Raw genomic sequence first — 18,402 nt, forward strand, 5'->3', positions numbered from 1 at the left:
TAAAAGTTAATATGAGTTTAAGTGCTGGACGTCTTCTGCATCCTGAATGACATAACCATTACGTCCCCGCTCTTTGGCCAAATAGAGATTCTGATCGACCTCTTTTAAAAAGGCCATTTTGTCATTTTTTTGCGTTGGGATAATGGTCTTCACCCCTAAACTGACCGATAAACGCTGATCCAATGGCGATGAGCTATGGCAAATATCAGCGGTACGGATACTCTGTAAAATACGCTCCACCACTTCAATTGCAGACGCTTGTGTTGTATCAGGCAATATCAAAATAAACTCTTCCCCGCCAAAACGTGCGACCAAATCACGTGGTCGTGAGACACTTTTTTTCAGTATTTGTGCAATTTGTTTCAGACAAGCATCACCGAGAATATGACCATTATGATCGTTGTATTGTTTAAAATAATCGATATCCAATAAGATGAGGGTCAAAGGTTGCTGTTCACGCTGGGCATTGAGCCACTCACGTTGGTAGCTATCTTCAAAGAAGCGACGGTTGGCAATCTCCGTCAGACCGTCTTGATACGAATATTCTTCCAGTTGTTTTTTCAGTATTTCTAACTCTTGTTCCTGTTTTTTACGCTCCGAAATATCGAACATAAATCCAACCAAACTATCGACTTCCCCATTGGGTTTTCGCACTACATGCACCACATCGCGAATCCAAATATATTCTCCATTTATGGTCAGTGCGCGATAATCCGCCTCATGATCAACCCCAGAAATTGACTGCGCCACACAAAAATCAACCACCCATGCACGATCATTTTCATGTATTCGCATCGCCCAATCTTCGACTGTTCTCCACGAGTCTTGCTTCCAACCCAGCACTTTTTCAATTTGTGGGCCAATATAACTAAACTTTTTGGTACCCCAATCAATACTCCAAGGAATAGCAAGTGTTGATTCAATCAGCGTCTTATACACCAGATCATTAACAATACGAGGCGAACTGAAAATAGAATCAGACATAGTTATGTTCTCCTTATACCCTGTCCTATTCAAGGCATAACTTATTTTTTAGACATTCTGCATAAATCATTCTTATAAAGTCTCAAAATTGAATCCGTGATCGATGTTCACATTTCATTTACGACTTCGACACGATATACAATTTCACAGAATTACATAATACCCCATTAAAAGAACATTTTTTAATCAAAATTTATCTTTTTACTATGGTGTTAATCAAATAAACCCATCACATTCTTTTTCACATAATCGCTCAATAGTTTTTCTGTGCAATTCAACTTAAAAATAGGCACTCAACTATCAGGTCAAAGATTGTCGTCGTAGCGACAATTATCCATCGCATAATTTTGATTTATGTTAGCTTATAGCTCTATTGCGCTTTGAGCTTGGGGTATCTATGGCTGTTCGTTTTTTTCATACATCTGATTGGCATTTGGGACAGTTTTTTTATAACCATTCCCGTCAGTATGAACATGAACAGTTTTTAGCATGGTTACTGGAACAAATCAGTGCAAGACAGCCAAATGCGCTTTTGATTGCAGGAGACATTTTCGATGTCATCAACCCTTCATCGTCCGCACAAAAGCAACTCTATCAGTTCTTAGCGGATGCGCATGCACGTGCACCGCATATGCAAACCCTGATGATTGCAGGCAACCATGACTCAGGCTACCGCATTGAACAAGTTGAACCCTTACTGGCCAAATACAATGCCAAAGCGGTGGGAGTGATTCATAAAAATAGCCAACAACAGATTGATCTTGAGCACTTATTGGTCCCGATTTTAGATGAGCAACAAAATACTGTGGCATGGTGTCTGAGTCTGCCCTTTTTGCGTCCTGCTGAAATTACAGGCTTTAATGAACACACCACCAATAGCCAAAACGCGATTGCCTATTTGCATCAACAACTGATTGCCGTGGCCAAAGCCCGCAAAACAGCAGATCAAGCCCTGATTTTAATGTCTCATGCACATATGCAAGGCGGCGAAACCTCAGACTCTGAACGGCCTATTGTGATTGGGAATGAAGAAGCACTCTCCACGACATTATTTGATGAAATCATTGACTATGTGGCACTCGGGCATTTGCATAAACCTCAAAAAGTCGGTGAAGAGCATATCCGATATAGTGGCTCCCCGATTCCACTATCTTTTAGTGAAATTAACTATAAACATCAGATTGTTGAAGTGACACTTGATCCCACACAAAACGATTCATCCCGTTTTCAATTGAATGTTTTAGCAATACCACGAAGTATTCAACTGCATAAGATACGCGGTGAACTCAATGAAGTACTGGAAAAGCTGCAAGCACTGCCTCAAAGTGCCATCCCAGAGATTGATCAACGTGAATATGTCGATATTGAATACCATACTACTGTTCCACCGCAGCCCAATTTAAGACAACAATTCGAAGAGGCTCTACCCAAAGACCGTTATCGTTTAGTCCGTATTTCACGTCAATATTTAGCGACTGAGCAAGACCCCAATGCACCCGCTAAAGTAAGTTTAGAACCGCCTACACCAGAAAAACTGTTTCAGCAAATTTGGGAAAAACAGGGTTATCACAATGATGCAGAAGTGTTGAACGATTTTATGAGCTTAATGCGTGAAGCAGAACAATGCCTTGCAGATGAACACGAGGCTTAAAGGTTTAGTATGAATATTTTATCGATTCGAATTAAGAACCTTGCTTCACTTTCTGGCGAACATTTGATTGATTTTGAAAGTGATCCCTTAGCCAGTGCAGGTCTGATTGCCATTGTGGGGAAAACAGGCGCAGGTAAATCCACCATTTTAGATGCTATGTGTTTGGCCCTGTTTAACCGTATTCCACGACTAAAAGACAGTGATGGGAAACTTCAAGATGTCGATGGCTCAGAGCTGCTCACCAACTCCCCATTGACCGTTCTGCGTCGTGGCACTGCACATGGTTATGCCGAGCTTTGCTTTATTGCACAAGACCAAAAGCGCTATATCGCGCGTTGGGAATTAAAACGTTCGCGTGAAAAAGCCGATGGCAAACTACAAAGTGTGCAACGTTCTTTAAAATGTGTCACCGATGGTGTTGTGGTTGCGGATAAAGCCAAAGCCGTCGATGAAAATATTAAACGCATCACACAGCTCAGTTTTGAACAATTTACTCGTGCCGTTTTATTGGCCCAATCTGAGGTCACCGTTTTTTTAAAAGCACGGGACAATGAACGCGGCGAATTGCTGGAATATCTAACCAATTCCGCTATTTTTGGGAAAATTGGTCAACTGGCTTATGAGAAAACCAAATCCGTCGCCACGCAGCGCAAAGAACTCGAAAATGTACTGGGTCATATTGAACTATTAACTGGTGAACAAGTCACTGCATTATCGACAGAGTTTCAGCAGTGTGACAGGGATTATAAACAGCTTGAAGCTCAAAAGTCGCAACTAGAAAAACAACAACAATGGTTTGAACGCAAACATAAACTCGACAGTGAAATCATCAACAAACAACAACTCTTCGATACACAAAGCAAGTTACAACAAGATTTAGCTCCTGAGCGCGAACACTTGGCTCGTTTGGAGATCTTTTCAGAAATTCGTGCTGTGGTCTTCCAGCAACAACAGTTACAGCAAACGGTGCAGCAACTGACACCGCGTATTCAACAACAGCAACAATTGTTCAATCATTTACAGCTTAAATTTGAAAGTGAAAAAGCCCAATTTACTCAAGCTGAAATAGCAGTGAATGAACTACAACAGTTTGAAAGTACCCATCATGATGCATTGAATGAGGTGCGTAAATGTATTCAAGAACGTGATTTTATTGGGGCTGAATTTAAGAAAGTTCAGGAAAAATGGCATGCTTTAGAGCAGTCTAAGCTGCCCCTAACTCAGCAACAACAAAAACTTGAACAGCAGATCCAACACATTGATCGACAGCAAACCGAGTGTAAGCAGCAACTGGAAAGCTCACAACAGTTTGTAAACTTAGACAAAGGTCTCAGCGCCCATACTCAACAGCTAGAACAGTTCATTCATCAATATCAAAAAATTGAACATCAGCTCGGGCCACGTGCTCAAGCGGAACATCGGCTAGCATCAGAAAAAGAACAATTACAGCAGTCGATTCAACAGTTCGGGACGATCGAACAGCTTGAAATAAAAGTTGCGCAGACACAACAGCAACGCGAGTTCAAAATCAATCAACTCAGCCAATTCGAGCTGATTCAGCAAAAAATTCAGCAGTTTTTTGACTTACAAGCTGAGGCTACAGAACAGCAAGTACTGCTCAACAACGCCAAAACACAGCTTCAAGCCGTACAACACAATAGTCGACAAGCTGAACAAGTCTTTCAATCTGCCAAAAGTGAACGCATCCAGCTACAACAGGTGTTGCAACAGCAGCGACTTTTGCATGCTGAAAATATCGAAGATTTACGCTCGGCCCTCCAAGACGGCGAACCCTGTTTAGTCTGTGGAAGTACCTCACATCCTTATAAAGTGGAAGATACTGTGCTCTCAAAGGCCCTGTTTGAGCTTCAAAAACAGCAGGAACAACAGGCAACACTGAAAGAACAAAATTGCTTTGATGGCTGGCAACAAGCGCAGCAACAGCTGACTAAACTGAATACTGAAATAGAACAACGCCAAACTCTAATTCAGCAACTTTCTGAAAAAATTAGTACTTTGCAACACGTGTTAATCGAACACAGTCAAACAGCAAATATGACACTCGACTTCACCCTAACAGCATCGGAATTGAAGACTCAGTTCACGCAAATGGCTCAACAATATCACTCGGATTTGCAACAACTCAAACAACAGTCTGAGCAGTTCCAACACAATATTAAAATCCAGCAACAATGCATCCAAAACATTCAACAGATTGAACATTTACTACAAACAGCGAACGGTTTGCACAACCAAGTTCAGCATATCGTGCAGTGTTTATCTGAAGCTGAAAAAATAGCTTGGCAACAGCAGACCACCCAAACCGCTCAGCAAATCTTGATACGCCTAAATACCCGTTCACAACAACTGGAACAGCTGGAACAATGGCATCAGCAACGCGATCAAACCACGCAACAGTTGAAGACCAATCAACTGAATATCGAAAATACCAGTAGGCACATCACTGAAACCAACAAACAGCTCAGTGAGATCAAACAAAGAGGACAGCAAAATACAGAAATAGCCAATCAATTGATCCAACAAATGACAGGCTTAACTGACATCAAAGCCAATGAGTGGCTCATCCAGCACGATCAACATCGCCAGCAGACGCAAAGCCATTATCAACAGCTGAAACAGCATTTTGATCAATTGCGCCATCAATTCGAACAAGAAAAAAATCAGCTAGAACAGCTTAAAGCCCAGTTGCAGCAGAATCAGACCAGTACCAGCCAAGTAGAAAATACCCTTCAACTCTGGCTCAATGCACATCCTGATTTCCACAAATCAGATTTAGATGCGCTGGCTCAAATTAACTCGGCTCAGGAACAACACATCCGTCAGAAATTACAGCATGCAGAACGCCTAGTAAATGAAGCACATGCTGCATTGAAAACTATGCAAGAGCAGTTGAGTGAACATCTGGGCCATCAACCTGAGATTGACCCAGCACAGTTACAACAGCAAATGCAGGAACATCAAACAGCACTGCAAACACAACTTGAACTACGTGATCAACTCAAACTCAAACTTGAGTTGCATCATCAAAATGTCGCCAAACAAAAACAATTTGCAGATCAGATTCAAGCGATACAACAGAAAGAACACCGTTGGGGTAAAATTTCAGGTCTGATGGGAGATGCCACAGGCAAAAAATTCCGTGATTATGCGCAGCAATATAATCTCGATATTTTACTGGAGCATGCCAACCAACAGCTCAACCAACTCTCACAGCGTTATACCTTAAAGCGTTTAGAGCATTCGCTGAGTCTAGCTATTATTGATCATGATATGGATGGAGAGACCCGCTCCGTTGCATCACTTTCTGGCGGTGAGTCTTTCCTGACTGCCCTTGCCCTATCTCTTGCCATTGCCAATATGGCCTCAGGGTCAATGAAAATCGAATCTCTATTTATTGATGAAGGCTTTGGAACTTTAGATGCATCGTCCCTGCACATGGTCATGAATGCTCTCGACCAATTACAGAATCAAGGTCGTAAAGTGGTGCTGATTTCACACATCCAAGAAATGCATGAACGTATTCCTGTACAAATCCAAGTTAAAGCTTTGGGCGCAGGTGCCAGTACTATTGAGGTGGTCGGATAATTTCACATTTTTGAAATGTCAAAGTTTGATTTGTTTTAAGACACCATCTCTCGGTTAGAAATAAAGGGAGCATCCTACTTGATGTAAATGCTCCCTGTGAGATCCAAACGAATGCTTTAATCCGCTGGGAATGCTTTTGGTGGAGGTGCATATTTAGATGCATCTGCGGCTTTGTCTGTAGTCGCCACAGACTGTAGCGGGTAGATCACGGTACCTATCACACCTGTATTTTGGATGGAACCATGATCTGAGTTTGCAGCATAGGCATCTTCAGGTCGACTAAAGGTAAAAGATGCCACCGCAGAGTCACTCTTACGGAAGCCTTCAATAATCAACCCCCCCTGTGGACGAAGCACATAACCTGAATTGCTACGTGATGCTGCACGTCCATCAATAACATCTAAACCATCGACACTGGCAACCACTTCAAATGTGCTATTGCTATGGTTTTGGTATTTGAGTTGATAACTTTGTCCATCTTTGCCAGATAAATAATACTGCTGACCATCTCGAAATAAAGGCAGTGGACGCTGTGCATCATCTACAATCGAAAAACTGATTTTTCCAGCGGCTAATGACAGGCTGTTCACGGCTTTCCCCACGTATTTTTTGCTGGCATAGCGAACTTGTGATTCAGCAATTGGGCTACTGGATAAACGTTTTAAATTGACTTCCGTGACGTTTGAACTAATCTCATCGCCCCACTTGGTGCCTAATTTTTCACTTTTAGCGACCTGAGCATTCTGAACCGTAGCTTCCGCACTCATCTCACTCATTTTGGTATTTGTACTACTACAAGCTGCTACAAATAAGCTTAAAAGCAGGGAGATAAATAAATAGAGTTTTTTCATTTTGGCTTCATCCTAAATGCAATTTTTATCGTTGTCAGGCAATCATTGTTCATCTGTCTAATCTATAGACGGTTCAATTCATGAGTTTAAATTAAGCCTATTTTTTTCAGCAGCCTATTAGTTTTATATAATTGTAAGTTAAGCGCTTCTCACTGCCTTTAAGCTCAAGAATCCCTATTTAGACTTAATGCTGTGAATAATCTCTCGCTCCGAACAAGGCGGTTCCAACGCGAACCATAGTCGACCCAGCTGCAATTGCATCGACCATATCGCCTGACATACCCATGCTTAAGGTATCCCAGTTTTCAGGGTGAACATGCAGCTCTTTTACTTGGTCAAATAACACTTTCGCCGCCTTAAAGGCTTGAGTATTGTTCGGTGCAGGAATCACCATCAAACCACGCAGTTTGATGTTAGGCAACTGACTGATACTTTTTACCAACTCAGCAACCTCGCTAGGTTGACAGCCATCTTTGCTGTCTTGAGCATCGATATTGACCTGTAGACAAAGATTTAATGGTGGTTGCATTATCAGGCGCTGCGCCGATAAACGCTCTGCAATAATTAAACGATCAACCCCATGCACCCATGCAAACTTTTCAGCCAAATGTTTGGTTTTATTGCGTTGTACATGCCCAATAAAATGCCATTCAATCTCTAAATCCTGTAGCGCCTCTATCTTCTGCAAAGCCTCTTGTAAGTAGTTCTCACCAAAGGCGCGTTGACCACAAGCATACATGTCTCGTAACACTTCACTCGGATGTGTTTTAGAAACCGCCAAAAGTTCTACAGACTCTACGCCACGCCCTGAAATTTCGCAGGCCTGTTGAATTTGGGATAACACGTGTTGACGTGAATTTTGCAAGATATTCATTGACGAGGGTCTCATTTCGGTCATCTTTTTTGCTTTGCCTTTCAACAAACTGTTGGTTAAGTTGATTGAAAGCCTTATTATTCTATCAAAATAATTAGCATTTAAATGAACTCGGGGAAATAATGGATATCACAGAATTACTAGCCTTTTCGGCTAAGAACGGGGCATCAGATTTACACTTATCTGCAGGTATGCCACCGATGATTCGTGTCGATGGTGAAGTTCGTCGTATCAATTTACCAGCGTTAGAACACAAAGAAGTGCATAAACTAGTCTATGACATCATGAATGACAAACAACGTCGTGATTTCGAAGAAAAATTAGAAACGGACTTTTCCTTTGAAGTGCCAAGCATTGCTCGCTTTCGTGTGAACGCATTCAACCAAAACCGTGGTGCAGGTGCAGTATTCCGTACCATTCCTTCTAAGGTCCTGACCATGGAAGACTTAGGTTTAGGACAAACCTTTAAAGAGTTGTGTGAATTGCCACGTGGTTTAGTTTTAGTAACGGGGCCTACTGGTTCTGGTAAATCTACCACTTTGGCGGCAATGATCGATTATATTAACGATAACCGCTATGACCACATCTTAACAGTTGAAGACCCAATCGAATTTGTACACCAGTCAAAAAAATGTTTGATCAACCAACGTGAAGTGCACCGTGATACACATGGTTTTAACGAAGCACTGCGCTCTGCACTCCGTGAAGACCCCGATATTATCCTCGTGGGTGAGATGCGTGACCTTGAAACCATTCGTTTGGCGCTCACTGCCGCTGAAACGGGTCACTTGGTCTTCGGTACACTACATACCACCTCTGCGGCAAAAACCATTGACCGTGTGATTGACGTATTCCCTGCTGAAGAAAAAGACATGGTTCGTGCCATGTTGTCTGAATCGCTACAAGCCGTGATTTCTCAAACCTTACTCAAGAAAAATGGCGGTGGCCGTGTTGCCGCGCATGAAATTATGATTGGTATTCCTGCCATTCGTAACTTAATTCGTGAAAACAAAGTGGCACAGATGTATTCTGCTATTCAGACTGGTGCAAACTACGGTATGACCACACTGGATCAAAGTTTGAAAAACTTGGTCACCAAAGGAGTGATCAGTCCACAGACCGCACGTACAGCTGCCAAGCAACCTGAAACCTTCTTATAAGAAAACAATGGATTTGGGGTAGAGATATGGATTTTAACGACTTACTCAATTATATGATTCAACAAAAAGCGTCAGATTTATTTATCACCGCTGATGTTGAGCCCTCCATGAAAATTAACGGTCAAATTGTGCCTGTGGCTAAGGGTAAGCTGACGGGTGATGTCGCGGGACAACTGCTCAACTCAATTATGAGTGAAAAACAGCGTAAAGAATTTGCAGACACACGTGAGTGCAACTTCGCGATTATGAATCGGGATAAAACTGCACGTTTTCGTGTCAGTGCATTTCAACAGCGTGATATGCCAGGTATGGTTTTACGTCGGATTGAGACGCAAATTCCAACAATGGATGAGTTAAAACTTCCGCCTGTACTCAAAGAGTTAGCCATGACCAAACGTGGCATCATCATCTTTGTGGGTGCAACAGGTACGGGTAAATCGACCTCTTTGGCTTCGATCATTGGTTACCGTAACCAAAACTCAAAAGGTCATATCATTACCATTGAAGACCCAATTGAATTTATTCATGAGCATGCAGGCTGTATCATTACCCAGCGTGAAGTGGGCATTGATACGGACTCTTTTGAAATCGCGCTGAAAAACACCTTACGTCAAGCACCCGATGTGATCCTGATTGGTGAGATTCGTTCCCGTGAAACCATGGATTATGCGATTGCCTTTGCTGAAACAGGTCACTTGGTATTTGCAACGCTGCACGCCAACAACGCCAACCAAGCCATCGACCGTATTATTCACTTCTTTGAAGCAGACCGTCATAGCCAATTGTTTATGGACTTGTCTTTAAACCTTAAAGCGATGGTTGCTCAGCAGTTAATTCCAACACCTGACGGTAATTCACGTCGCGCTGCAATTGAGATTTTGATTAACTCACCGTTAATTTCCGATTTGATCCGTAAAGGTGAAATCCACGAAATTAAAGACCTGATGAAGCGTTCTCGTGAACTCGGTATGCAAACCTTTGATCAAGCCTTATTCGATTTGTACAAAGCTAAGCAGATTACCTATAAAGATGCGCTGAAACACGCCGACTCTCCAAACGACTTACGTTTACAAATCAAGTTGTCCGAAGAAGGCGGTGATCGTCTATTGCATGCCAGTGCAAACATCACGTTTGACGGACAAGCTTAAGTATTCCTTTAAACAATAAAAAAGGGCTTCTCATGAAGCCCTTTTTTTAGATCTAAGTGATTACTTTTTACGAAGTGCTTCTTGGCACTCTGCAGCATCACAGTAACCGTATAGGTTTAGGGAGTGACCTGTTAAAGTAAAGCCATGCTTTTCAGCAACTTCGTGCTGCTCATGCTCAATCACTTCGTTGCTAAACTCAACCACTTTGTTGCAGTTTTGACAAACGATATGATCATGATGATCGTCTTGCATGATTTCGAAAACAGAATGGTTATTTTCAAAGTGATGGCGCTGAATAATGCCCGCTGCTTCAAACTGCGTTAACACGCGGTAAACAGTTGCTAAACCGACATCTTCACCTTGTTCAAGTAAAGTCTTATAAATATCTTCCGCACTTAAATGGTGTTGCTTTGAATTTTCTAGTAGTTCTAATATTTTAATTCGTGGAAGTGTAACTTTAAGTCCAGCTTTGCGTAGATCTTGATTTGAAATTGGCATGTAAAAAGGTCTCTCAACAAATTTAAAGTTAGAATATGCAACAAAGTGTAGATGCAGTATGATCTATCCGTGGCTCAATTGCATCATAATTAATTTGGGATAGTGTAGCAAAATGCAAAAAATCATGTTGGCGTTATTCGTCACTTCACTGCTCGCAGGCTGTTCGACCTTGGGCGTTTATAAAGTTGATATTCCTCAAGGTACGCCATTAACTCAAGCACAAGCGTCAAAAATACAAGTTGGCATGAGCCATCAACAAGTTCGCTTTTTGCTTGGCAGCCCGACAGTTTCAGATCCAATGAATCCGCTACGTTGGGACTACATCTACAATTATACCCCAGGAACGTATGCTAAAAAAGCCAAGATTCCTGCTGCACAAGGTCAACACCTGAAAGTCTATTTCGACCCAAACGGTATTGTGCAAAAAATTGAAGGCTTAGAAACCATTCCTGCATCTCAGCCGGGCTTACCAGCATCGAAAGAAGCGATTCTAAACGCGCCCCCACTATAAAGCCTTATTCTAAAAAAGAAACCCCTCAACTGAGGGGTTTTTCATATCATTTCGATTGTTTTAAGCGATTGCCTTTTGCAAAGCGACCCACAGGATTATTTTGTGCACGTATCCTTCGAATATCTTTAGGATTAATGCTCAAAGGTCGGTAAATTTCAACACGATCCCCTGCCTGTAAAACCTGTTGAAGGTCTTTCAAGCGGACACCAAAGATGCCCAATTGTAAAGGCTCAGGCAATTCAACCTGCGAACCTATGCCACTCAGCTGAATCGCATCCTGCGCCGTCATTCCTTCAGAAAATGGCACACTGATATGAAACTGCTGGTCTGCTGTTGCATAGGCAACCCAGACTTGTTGAAGCATGCGCATTAGATCAGTTTTCCAAGTACGGCTACAATGGCCAATACGATAGAAACGGGTAATACAACACGCACAGCAATGCGCCAAATATTATAAAAAGCTTCATTACTAAAGTTCATCGACTTACGTAAATGGCTAATTTTCATAATCCAACCAGCAAAAATGGCATAAATCAAACAAATCACTAAGCCCCACAACATCAGTAAAATGTTAAAGATCAGGCCAGTGGCTGGAATCAACCACACCAACGTTGCAGCCAGCAGCACGAGCCACTGAATCACAATATTTAACTGGCGCTGAGCCAACTGCTCACGTGCCATCTGTAACAGCACGGCTGCCGCTACAACTGCAGTTAAGGCAATCGCATACGCAGGTAATGCCGCTTGGACTGCAAAAAATGCAAAAGCAACCACCGCCAAAATTTGTGCAATCCAAATCGGTAAAACAGTCTTGCTTGCAGCATCTTGCTGTTGAACTTGTGCCAAACTGTTCTGCCAGTACAGGCCGAGTCCTAAACCGCTTGCCACCAAAGCCAATACCGTTGCACTGCCCCATTCTGAAAATTCAACCGGCGTCACTTGCCACTCAGCGGTTCCTGTACCAGAGAGGTTTGCAAGCACTAAGGAGATCAGCACACCGACCGCCGTTAACGCTAAGGTCAACAGACGTGGGGCAAAAGACAACGCAATCGCAACTACAGCCAAAGCAATAAAGATCACGGACGATGTCATATCGGCCAGTGCATATTGATTTAATAATTGCGCAGCATTAGACAACATGCCGCCCGCTAAAAAAGGAATAAAGACGACAGCAAGCCATCCAACAAGACGCCACGTCTGAGAAGCATCGGCATCACGCGTCAAACTCAACAAAGCATTCAATGCCGTGGTTTTTGAACGCTTGGCTAAGGCAATTTCTAAGTAACACACAGGTAAAGCCAAGATCACCATGGTCACTAACCAAAGTAACCAAAAGTCGAGCTGACGTTCAACCTGAATTCCCACCAAGGGTGCAAGTGTGGCAATGATAATAAATGATAAACAAAATGCCATCAGCGGCGATAACCATCGTGACAGAGCATTGTCTTGCATGATGCGTTCCTTCAATAAGTCTTGCGCTATTTTGCCTTGCTCGCTTATGAAAATCAAAAACAAAAAGCAAACCATCAAAACTGATGATTTGCTGCGCTAAATATAATTAAAATTTATTGTTTTTATCCCTCGTTTGGCTCACTTATGAAAAGAAACGAGCAAACCAATTTTTCCCTTTTTTCTTTTCTTTTTCTTTAATAATGCCCATCATATTTTCTTTTACGGCACCGACATAATCTGCATCATCATGCTGGATATGGTTAATCAGCCATTTCGACAACACTTCATGCAGCTCAGCTTCGATTGAATGACCCAGCTCAAAACGGTCACGATAAGATTCAATTTTTTTAATAAATAAATCATGTACACGTTTGTGTGGCACACGATATTTATAACCTGCTTCTTCTTGGAGAGACTCTTCAAAAGTGAAGTGAGACTGTGTGTAATCAATAATATTTTCTAAAATCTGTTTCACGCGTTCACGGTCAGTATTGACATCAATCGCATCAATTTCATTGATATAATCAAGAATACGACGGTGTTGATCGTCAATCACATCGATACCAGTATTATATTCTGGAACCCACTTCATTATCATTCCGACCACCCAATAAAAATTAATAGATTAATTACATGAATTAATCATATCGATTAGAATTAAAAATAAAAGTGAATCAAATTGGTTGGTTTTATACTATTTTCATTAAATTAAACTTAAGTATTTATTTTAAATAAGTAAATAAATTTAAATCCGACCAAAAGAATCAGTTATTATTTAATCAATTTTATTATTTTATAAGTATGTACCAAAATAAAAGCATGTTTTATTTTATTATAAACATGGGCAGAGTAAAACTTGAAGTGCGACATAAACCACCTAATTAATTTAAAGGGTTTATGGAGTATATAAAATTGTCATACCATCATCTTAACTTTGAAGATCGTACTGCATTAATGCTTGAGTCAAGAAAAGAAGGCTTTTCAGCCAGAAAATTTGCTGAACTTATTAAAAGACATCCTAGTACGATCTATCGTGAGCTTAAAAGAAATAGCATCAATGACGTTTATCAAGCTCGATATGCTTCTGATAACACTTTTGCTAGACGTAGACGTGGTCACAGAAAACTCAAAATCGATTCAATCCTCTGGAAATTTATTGTTGAAGCGATCCGTTGTTTATGGTCTCCTCAGCAAATAGCAAAGCGTTTAAAGACATTTCCTGATTTGGATCAAACAATGAATGTAAGCCATACAACGATTTATTCAACGATACGAGCATTACCCAAGGGTGAGTTGAAAAAAGACTTATTATCCTGTCTGCGTCATGAAAATAAAAAGCGAAAAGCTAACGGTGAACCTAAAAAAGATTCTATATTACAGGATATTAAAACTATTCATGAGCGCCCAGCCGAAGTTCAAGAAAGAAAAATACCGGGTCATTGGGAAGCTGATTTAATTAAAGGTAAAGACAATAAAAGTTCGATAGCAACACTTATTGAACGAAATACACGGCTCTGTATCTTGGCAACATTACCTGATGCAAAGGCAGAATCAGTGCGCAAGGCTTTAACTGAAGCTCTGAAATATTTACCTGCAGAACTGCGTAAAACGTTGACCTATGACCGTGGACGCGAGATGGCAGAACATAAAATACTTGAAGAAGATTTAGGCATAGATGTATATTTCTGTGACCCACATTCACCCTGGCAAAAAGGCACATGCGAAAATATGAATGGTTTAATTAGGCAATATTTACCTAAAGGGATTGATTTAAATCAGGCAGATCAGCATTATTTAAATCAAGTTGCCATGTCACTGAATACTCGTCCTAGAAAAGCGTTAGATTGGCTTACACCATTAGAGAAATTTGCTCAGCTTGTTGATTATCATAAGACTTTTCAAACTGTCGCACCTCATGTTTGAATTCGCCCTAATATAAAAGCTTATTTTCAATAAAAAACACATCATAATACCCCCTTGCCTTTTAACCACAAAAATATTGAAGTTATTATTTAGAAGCAATTAATAGAAAAATAAACAAATCTTTTTTAAACAAGCTACTAATAAAAATATCTCCATCGAAAATAAAGTATAAAAATTCAAAAACCATTTAATAAAGTATCAATAGAGTTAAAATACATATAGCTTACTTTTAATTTTAAAGAGGAATACAAGAAATAATTTCTTGTATTCCTGTTATAAGATTGGGAGAACCAAGTTGATAATTTCACCCATTTCTTTGGATCTATTAATTTAAGTTTCGACTTTACTTATTTGAGCTTAGCCATTTGGTCGAGTCACAATCGGGAAAATTGAATCTGGACGTTTAAACATTGCAAAGAATTTTCCAATTTTCAGTGGATTACCTTTGACTTTACTGTCTTTAGAAAGCAGGACTTTTACCCCTTCTATTTGACCTGTAATCATTTTTAGATATAAGGGCTTGGTTAAGGTTAATGTAGGGCAATCCAATGCCAAATCTTTACTTTCATCATAACGCTTAAACTGCATGACTGAGTTTTCAACCCATAATGAAAAATGCTCTTTGGTATCCGACAAAACCAGATTGATACACTGGTTTTCATTTTTTAAATTTTCCACATCTAAATTTGTCGCCATAGCTTCAAGAAATCTTTCAGTTGGTGTATGAATCAATAAATCACTCGGATCAGAAGTATTTTGTAGGGGTACATTATTTTGTAGCTCTTGAGCGCCCACCAAAAAGAAATTACGCCAAGTTGAAGCCTCAGCAGCATAGCCCAATTGACGATAAGTATTCGCCAATAAGTCTTTTGCTTGTTGGTTTTGAGGGTTATTCAACACAATATGTTTTAAAATCTCGGCAGCCCATCTATAGTCAGCTTGAGCGTAGGCATCCCGCGCATTTTTCAATGCATTGTTCTCCCCACCTGCTAACTCAATATATTTTTTTGCAACAGCTTTAGGGGGTAATGGATCTAAATTGGAAGGATGGGCATCGAACCATCCCATATAATATTGGTATACTGCTTTTACATTATGTTTTAGGGTTCCATAATAGCCATGAGCATATAGTTTTTGATCAAGTGCCGCTGGAAGCTTAATTTTTTCGGCAATTTCAGCGCCATTAAAACCAGAGTTCATATATCTCACCGTCTGATCATGCGTGAACTTATAAACATCTCGCTGGGTTTTAATAAAATCTTGAATATTGTCATTGCCCCAGACAGGCCAATGATGCTGTGCAATCAATACATCGGATGCTTTGGCATGCTGCATTGCTTGGTCTAGATAGCCCACCCATTTTAAGGCATCACGGACTTTAGCACCCCGAAGGGTATAAAGATTATGCATGGTATGAGATAGAATTTCTGCGCCGTTATAAAGTTTCAATGATGGGATAGAGAACGTTAATTCTGCTGGTGCTTCTGAACCCGGCACGTTATAAAACACAAAATCCAAGCCATCAACCGTCATTTTCTGTTCTGGTTGAGTGATCAGTTGTGTAGGCTCAAGGATGCCCATTTTTCCCACAGCAACAGCCTTACCTAAACCTGTATCCACCAATCCTTCCGCATTTTTAGGTAGAAAAGTTCCATACATATAAGTCGCACGACGTATCATGGCTGAACCTGCCATCACATTTTCACTGGTCGCTTCTTCCATAAAGCCTTTTGGCGCAATAATTGGAGTTTTTCTAGCGTTAATTTCTTCGCTAGAAAGAACGCCTAATGCACCACCAAAATGATCGATATGGCTATGGGTAAAGATAATGGCTGAAATTTTTTGCTCACCTAAATGCTGTCTAGCAAATTTAAGTGCTGCTTCAGCCGTTTCTTTAGAGGTTAATGTATCCACAATAATCCAGCCAGTATCACCCTGAATGATGGTCATATTTGCCAAATCAAAACCACGAATTTGCCAAACTCGATCTGTTACTTTAAATAGCCCAACATTGTTGTTTAATTTTGCTTGTCGCCATAGAGTGGGATTAACGGTATTTGGTGCTTGATCTTGTAAAAAACTAAATGCATCAAAATCCCAGATAACATTGCCTTTCTCACTTTTAATTTGACCTGTTGGCTTGGCAATAAAGCCCTTTTGAGCCTGATTAAACTCAGTCATATCCTCTAAGTTATACTTCGCCTTATATGTATTATTTGATTCAATGACCGCTTTTTCTACTACAGTATTTGCTGCAAAAACAGAAAATGGCAGAATAAGCATCAATGAAACTGTTAAAAACTTAATTTTCATCTTCTTTCCTTTTTTTAAATAGAGGTGGTCCCACATGTTTGAACAACTAAAAGCTTATTTATAAGTGATACTCTGCTCTAGTTAAGCTACCTTATTTTGTTGTGGTAGCTGGTCATAGTAAAACTCATCTGGAGTCATTTTGTCCAGACTCGAATGAGGTCGTTTCAAATTATAAAATTCAAAATATGCGTTTAATTGCTTCTTCGCATCCAAAACATTGCTGTAGGCTTTGAGATACACCTCTTCATATTTAACGCTCCGCCATAATCGTTCAACCATCACATTATCAACCCATCGACCTTTACCATCCATGCTGATTTGGATGTCATTTGATTTCAATACATGGCAGAGTAAAACTTGAAGTGCGACATAAACCACCTAATTAATTTAAAGGGTTTATGGAGTATATAAAATTGTCATACCATCATCTTAACTTTGAAGATCGTACTGCATTAATGCTTGAGTCAAGAAAAGAAGGCTTTTCAGCCAGAAAATTTGCTGAACTCATTAAAAGACATCCTAGTACGATCTATCGTGAGCTTAAAAGAAATAGCATCAATGACGTTTATCAAGCTCGATATGCTTCTGATAACACCTTCGCTAGACGTAGACGTGGTCACAGAAAACTCAAAATCGATTCAATCCTCTGGAAATTTATTGTTGAAGCGATCCGTTGTTTATGGTCTCCTCAGCAAATAGCAAAGCGTTTAAAGACATTTCCTGATTTGGATCAAACAATGAATGTAAGCCATACAACGATTTATTCAACGATACGAGCATTACCCAAGGGTGAGTTGAAAAAAGACTTATTATCCTGTCTGCGTCATGAAAATAAAAAGCGAAAAGCTAACGGTGAACCTAAAAAAGATTCTATATTACAGGATATTAAAACTATTCATGAGCGCCCAGCCGAAGTTCAAGAAAGAAAAATACCGGGTCATTGGGAAGCTGATTTAATTAAAGGTAAAGACAATAAAAGTTCGATAGCAACACTTATTGAACGAAATACACGGCTCTGTATCTTGGCAACATTACCTGATGCAAAGGCAGAATCAGTGCGCAAGGCTTTAACTGAAGCTCTGAAATATTTACCTGCAGAACTGCGTAAAACGTTGACCTATGACCGTGGACGCGAGATGTCAGAACATAAAATACTCGAAGAAGATTTAGGCATAGATGTATATTTCTGTGACCCACATTCACCTTGGCAAAAAGGCACATGCGAAAATATGAATGGTTTAATTAGGCAATATTTACCTAAAGGGATTGATTTAAATCAGGCAGATCAGCATTATTTAAATCAAGTTGCCATGTCACTGAATACTCGTCCTAGAAAGGCGTTAGATTGGCTTACACCATTAGAGAAATTTGCTCAGCTTGTTGATTATCATATGGCTTTTGAAACTGTCGCACCTCATGTTTGAATTCGCC

General features: G+C 40.4%; 15 protein-coding genes and 1 pseudogene. 7 read left to right on the forward strand and 9 right to left on the reverse strand.

Translation table 11 applies throughout. The annotated features are described in order from the left end of the window. Nucleotides 1-6: 6 nt before the first annotated feature. Entirely contained in the window at nucleotides 7-984 is a 978-nt protein-coding gene (locus ACFN7Z_RS13855; protein WP_058952296.1) for a sensor domain-containing diguanylate cyclase, read from the reverse strand. 397 nt (nucleotides 985-1,381) lie between these two features. Between ACFN7Z_RS13855 and ACFN7Z_RS13860 the strand changes: the two genes are divergently transcribed. Then, a complete protein-coding gene (locus tag ACFN7Z_RS13860) occupies nucleotides 1,382-2,635 on the forward strand; it encodes an exonuclease SbcCD subunit D (RefSeq protein ID WP_058952297.1) in 1,254 nt (417 codons plus the stop codon). A gap of 9 nt (nucleotides 2,636-2,644) precedes the next feature. Next, the gene (locus ACFN7Z_RS13865; protein ID WP_058952298.1) at nucleotides 2,645-6,241 is read left to right on the forward strand and encodes an AAA family ATPase; all 3,597 of its coding nucleotides are present in this window, start codon (nucleotides 2,645-2,647) and stop codon (nucleotides 6,239-6,241) included. A gap of 116 nt (nucleotides 6,242-6,357) precedes the next feature. Here ACFN7Z_RS13865 and ACFN7Z_RS13870 read toward each other — a convergent pair whose 3' ends face one another. Both ACFN7Z_RS13870 and ACFN7Z_RS13875 read right to left on the reverse strand, forming a co-directional pair. After that, nucleotides 6,358-7,092, reverse strand: a complete 735-nt coding sequence (locus tag ACFN7Z_RS13870; protein WP_058952299.1) for a hypothetical protein — start codon at nucleotides 7,090-7,092, stop codon at nucleotides 6,358-6,360. Nucleotides 7,093-7,276: 184 nt separating this feature from the next. Then, nucleotides 7,277-7,966: a YggS family pyridoxal phosphate-dependent enzyme gene (locus ACFN7Z_RS13875; protein WP_058952300.1), complete on the reverse strand. Its 690-nt coding sequence runs from the start codon at nucleotides 7,964-7,966 to the stop codon at nucleotides 7,277-7,279. Between the two features lie 122 nt (nucleotides 7,967-8,088). Here ACFN7Z_RS13875 and ACFN7Z_RS13880 point away from each other — a divergent pair, with 122 nt between their 5' ends. Together ACFN7Z_RS13880 and ACFN7Z_RS13885 are read left to right on the forward strand one after the other, a co-directional pair. After that, nucleotides 8,089-9,126, forward strand: coding sequence for a type IV pilus twitching motility protein PilT (locus ACFN7Z_RS13880; RefSeq protein WP_004694862.1), 1,038 nt, complete (start codon nucleotides 8,089-8,091; stop codon nucleotides 9,124-9,126). A gap of 26 nt (nucleotides 9,127-9,152) precedes the next feature. Beyond that, entirely contained in the window at nucleotides 9,153-10,274 is a 1,122-nt protein-coding gene (locus ACFN7Z_RS13885; protein WP_010326019.1) for a PilT/PilU family type 4a pilus ATPase, read from the forward strand. A 60-nt stretch (nucleotides 10,275-10,334) separates the two neighbouring features. On the opposite strand, the gene fur is transcribed toward ACFN7Z_RS13885, so the two are convergent. Next, nucleotides 10,335-10,772: a ferric iron uptake transcriptional regulator gene (fur, locus tag ACFN7Z_RS13890; RefSeq protein ID WP_004694866.1), complete on the reverse strand. Its 438-nt coding sequence runs from the start codon at nucleotides 10,770-10,772 to the stop codon at nucleotides 10,335-10,337. Between the two features lie 112 nt (nucleotides 10,773-10,884). On the opposite strand from fur, the gene ACFN7Z_RS13895 reads away from it, so the two are divergent. Continuing rightward, nucleotides 10,885-11,283 carry an outer membrane protein assembly factor BamE gene (locus tag ACFN7Z_RS13895; protein WP_004694868.1) on the forward strand — a complete coding sequence of 133 codons (399 nt, stop codon included), beginning with the start codon at nucleotides 10,885-10,887 and terminating at the stop codon, nucleotides 11,281-11,283. 46 nt (nucleotides 11,284-11,329) lie between these two features. Here ACFN7Z_RS13895 and ACFN7Z_RS13900 read toward each other — a convergent pair whose 3' ends face one another. From ACFN7Z_RS13900 to ACFN7Z_RS13910, 3 genes are all read right to left on the reverse strand, one after another. After that, the gene (locus ACFN7Z_RS13900; protein ID WP_010326018.1) at nucleotides 11,330-11,653 is read right to left on the reverse strand and encodes an RnfH family protein; all 324 of its coding nucleotides are present in this window, start codon (nucleotides 11,651-11,653) and stop codon (nucleotides 11,330-11,332) included. Beyond that, nucleotides 11,653-12,735, reverse strand: a complete 1,083-nt coding sequence (locus ACFN7Z_RS13905; protein WP_029574954.1) for a membrane protein — start codon at nucleotides 12,733-12,735, stop codon at nucleotides 11,653-11,655. Before ACFN7Z_RS13905 ends, ACFN7Z_RS13900 begins: the two co-directional genes overlap by 1 nt. Before the next feature lie 142 nt (nucleotides 12,736-12,877). Further along, nucleotides 12,878-13,333, reverse strand: coding sequence for a bacteriohemerythrin (locus ACFN7Z_RS13910; protein WP_005400160.1), 456 nt, complete (start codon nucleotides 13,331-13,333; stop codon nucleotides 12,878-12,880). Nucleotides 13,334-13,689: 356 nt separating this feature from the next. On the opposite strand from ACFN7Z_RS13910, the gene ACFN7Z_RS13915 reads away from it, so the two are divergent. Next, nucleotides 13,690-14,658: an IS30 family transposase gene (locus ACFN7Z_RS13915; RefSeq protein ID WP_014538385.1), complete on the forward strand. Its 969-nt coding sequence runs from the start codon at nucleotides 13,690-13,692 to the stop codon at nucleotides 14,656-14,658. Nucleotides 14,659-15,015: 357 nt separating this feature from the next. On the opposite strand, the gene ACFN7Z_RS13920 is transcribed toward ACFN7Z_RS13915, so the two are convergent. Both ACFN7Z_RS13920 and ACFN7Z_RS13925 read right to left on the reverse strand, forming a co-directional pair. Then, entirely contained in the window at nucleotides 15,016-16,971 is a 1,956-nt protein-coding gene (locus tag ACFN7Z_RS13920; RefSeq protein WP_000693745.1) for an alkyl/aryl-sulfatase, read from the reverse strand. Between the two features lie 81 nt (nucleotides 16,972-17,052). Continuing rightward, nucleotides 17,053-17,313: pseudogene (locus ACFN7Z_RS13925) on the reverse strand (integrase core domain-containing protein); the annotation flags it as partial. Nucleotides 17,314-17,426: 113 nt separating this feature from the next. On the opposite strand from ACFN7Z_RS13925, the gene ACFN7Z_RS13930 reads away from it, so the two are divergent. Next, complete coding sequence (locus ACFN7Z_RS13930) at nucleotides 17,427-18,395, forward strand: IS30 family transposase (RefSeq protein WP_005804963.1); 969 nt, start codon at nucleotides 17,427-17,429, stop codon at nucleotides 18,393-18,395. Nucleotides 18,396-18,402 lie beyond the last annotated feature (7 nt).

Source organism: Acinetobacter sp. P1332, assembly GCF_044057475.1.
In the GTDB taxonomy this organism is placed as follows: Bacteria; Pseudomonadota; Gammaproteobacteria; order Pseudomonadales; family Moraxellaceae; genus Acinetobacter; species Acinetobacter johnsonii.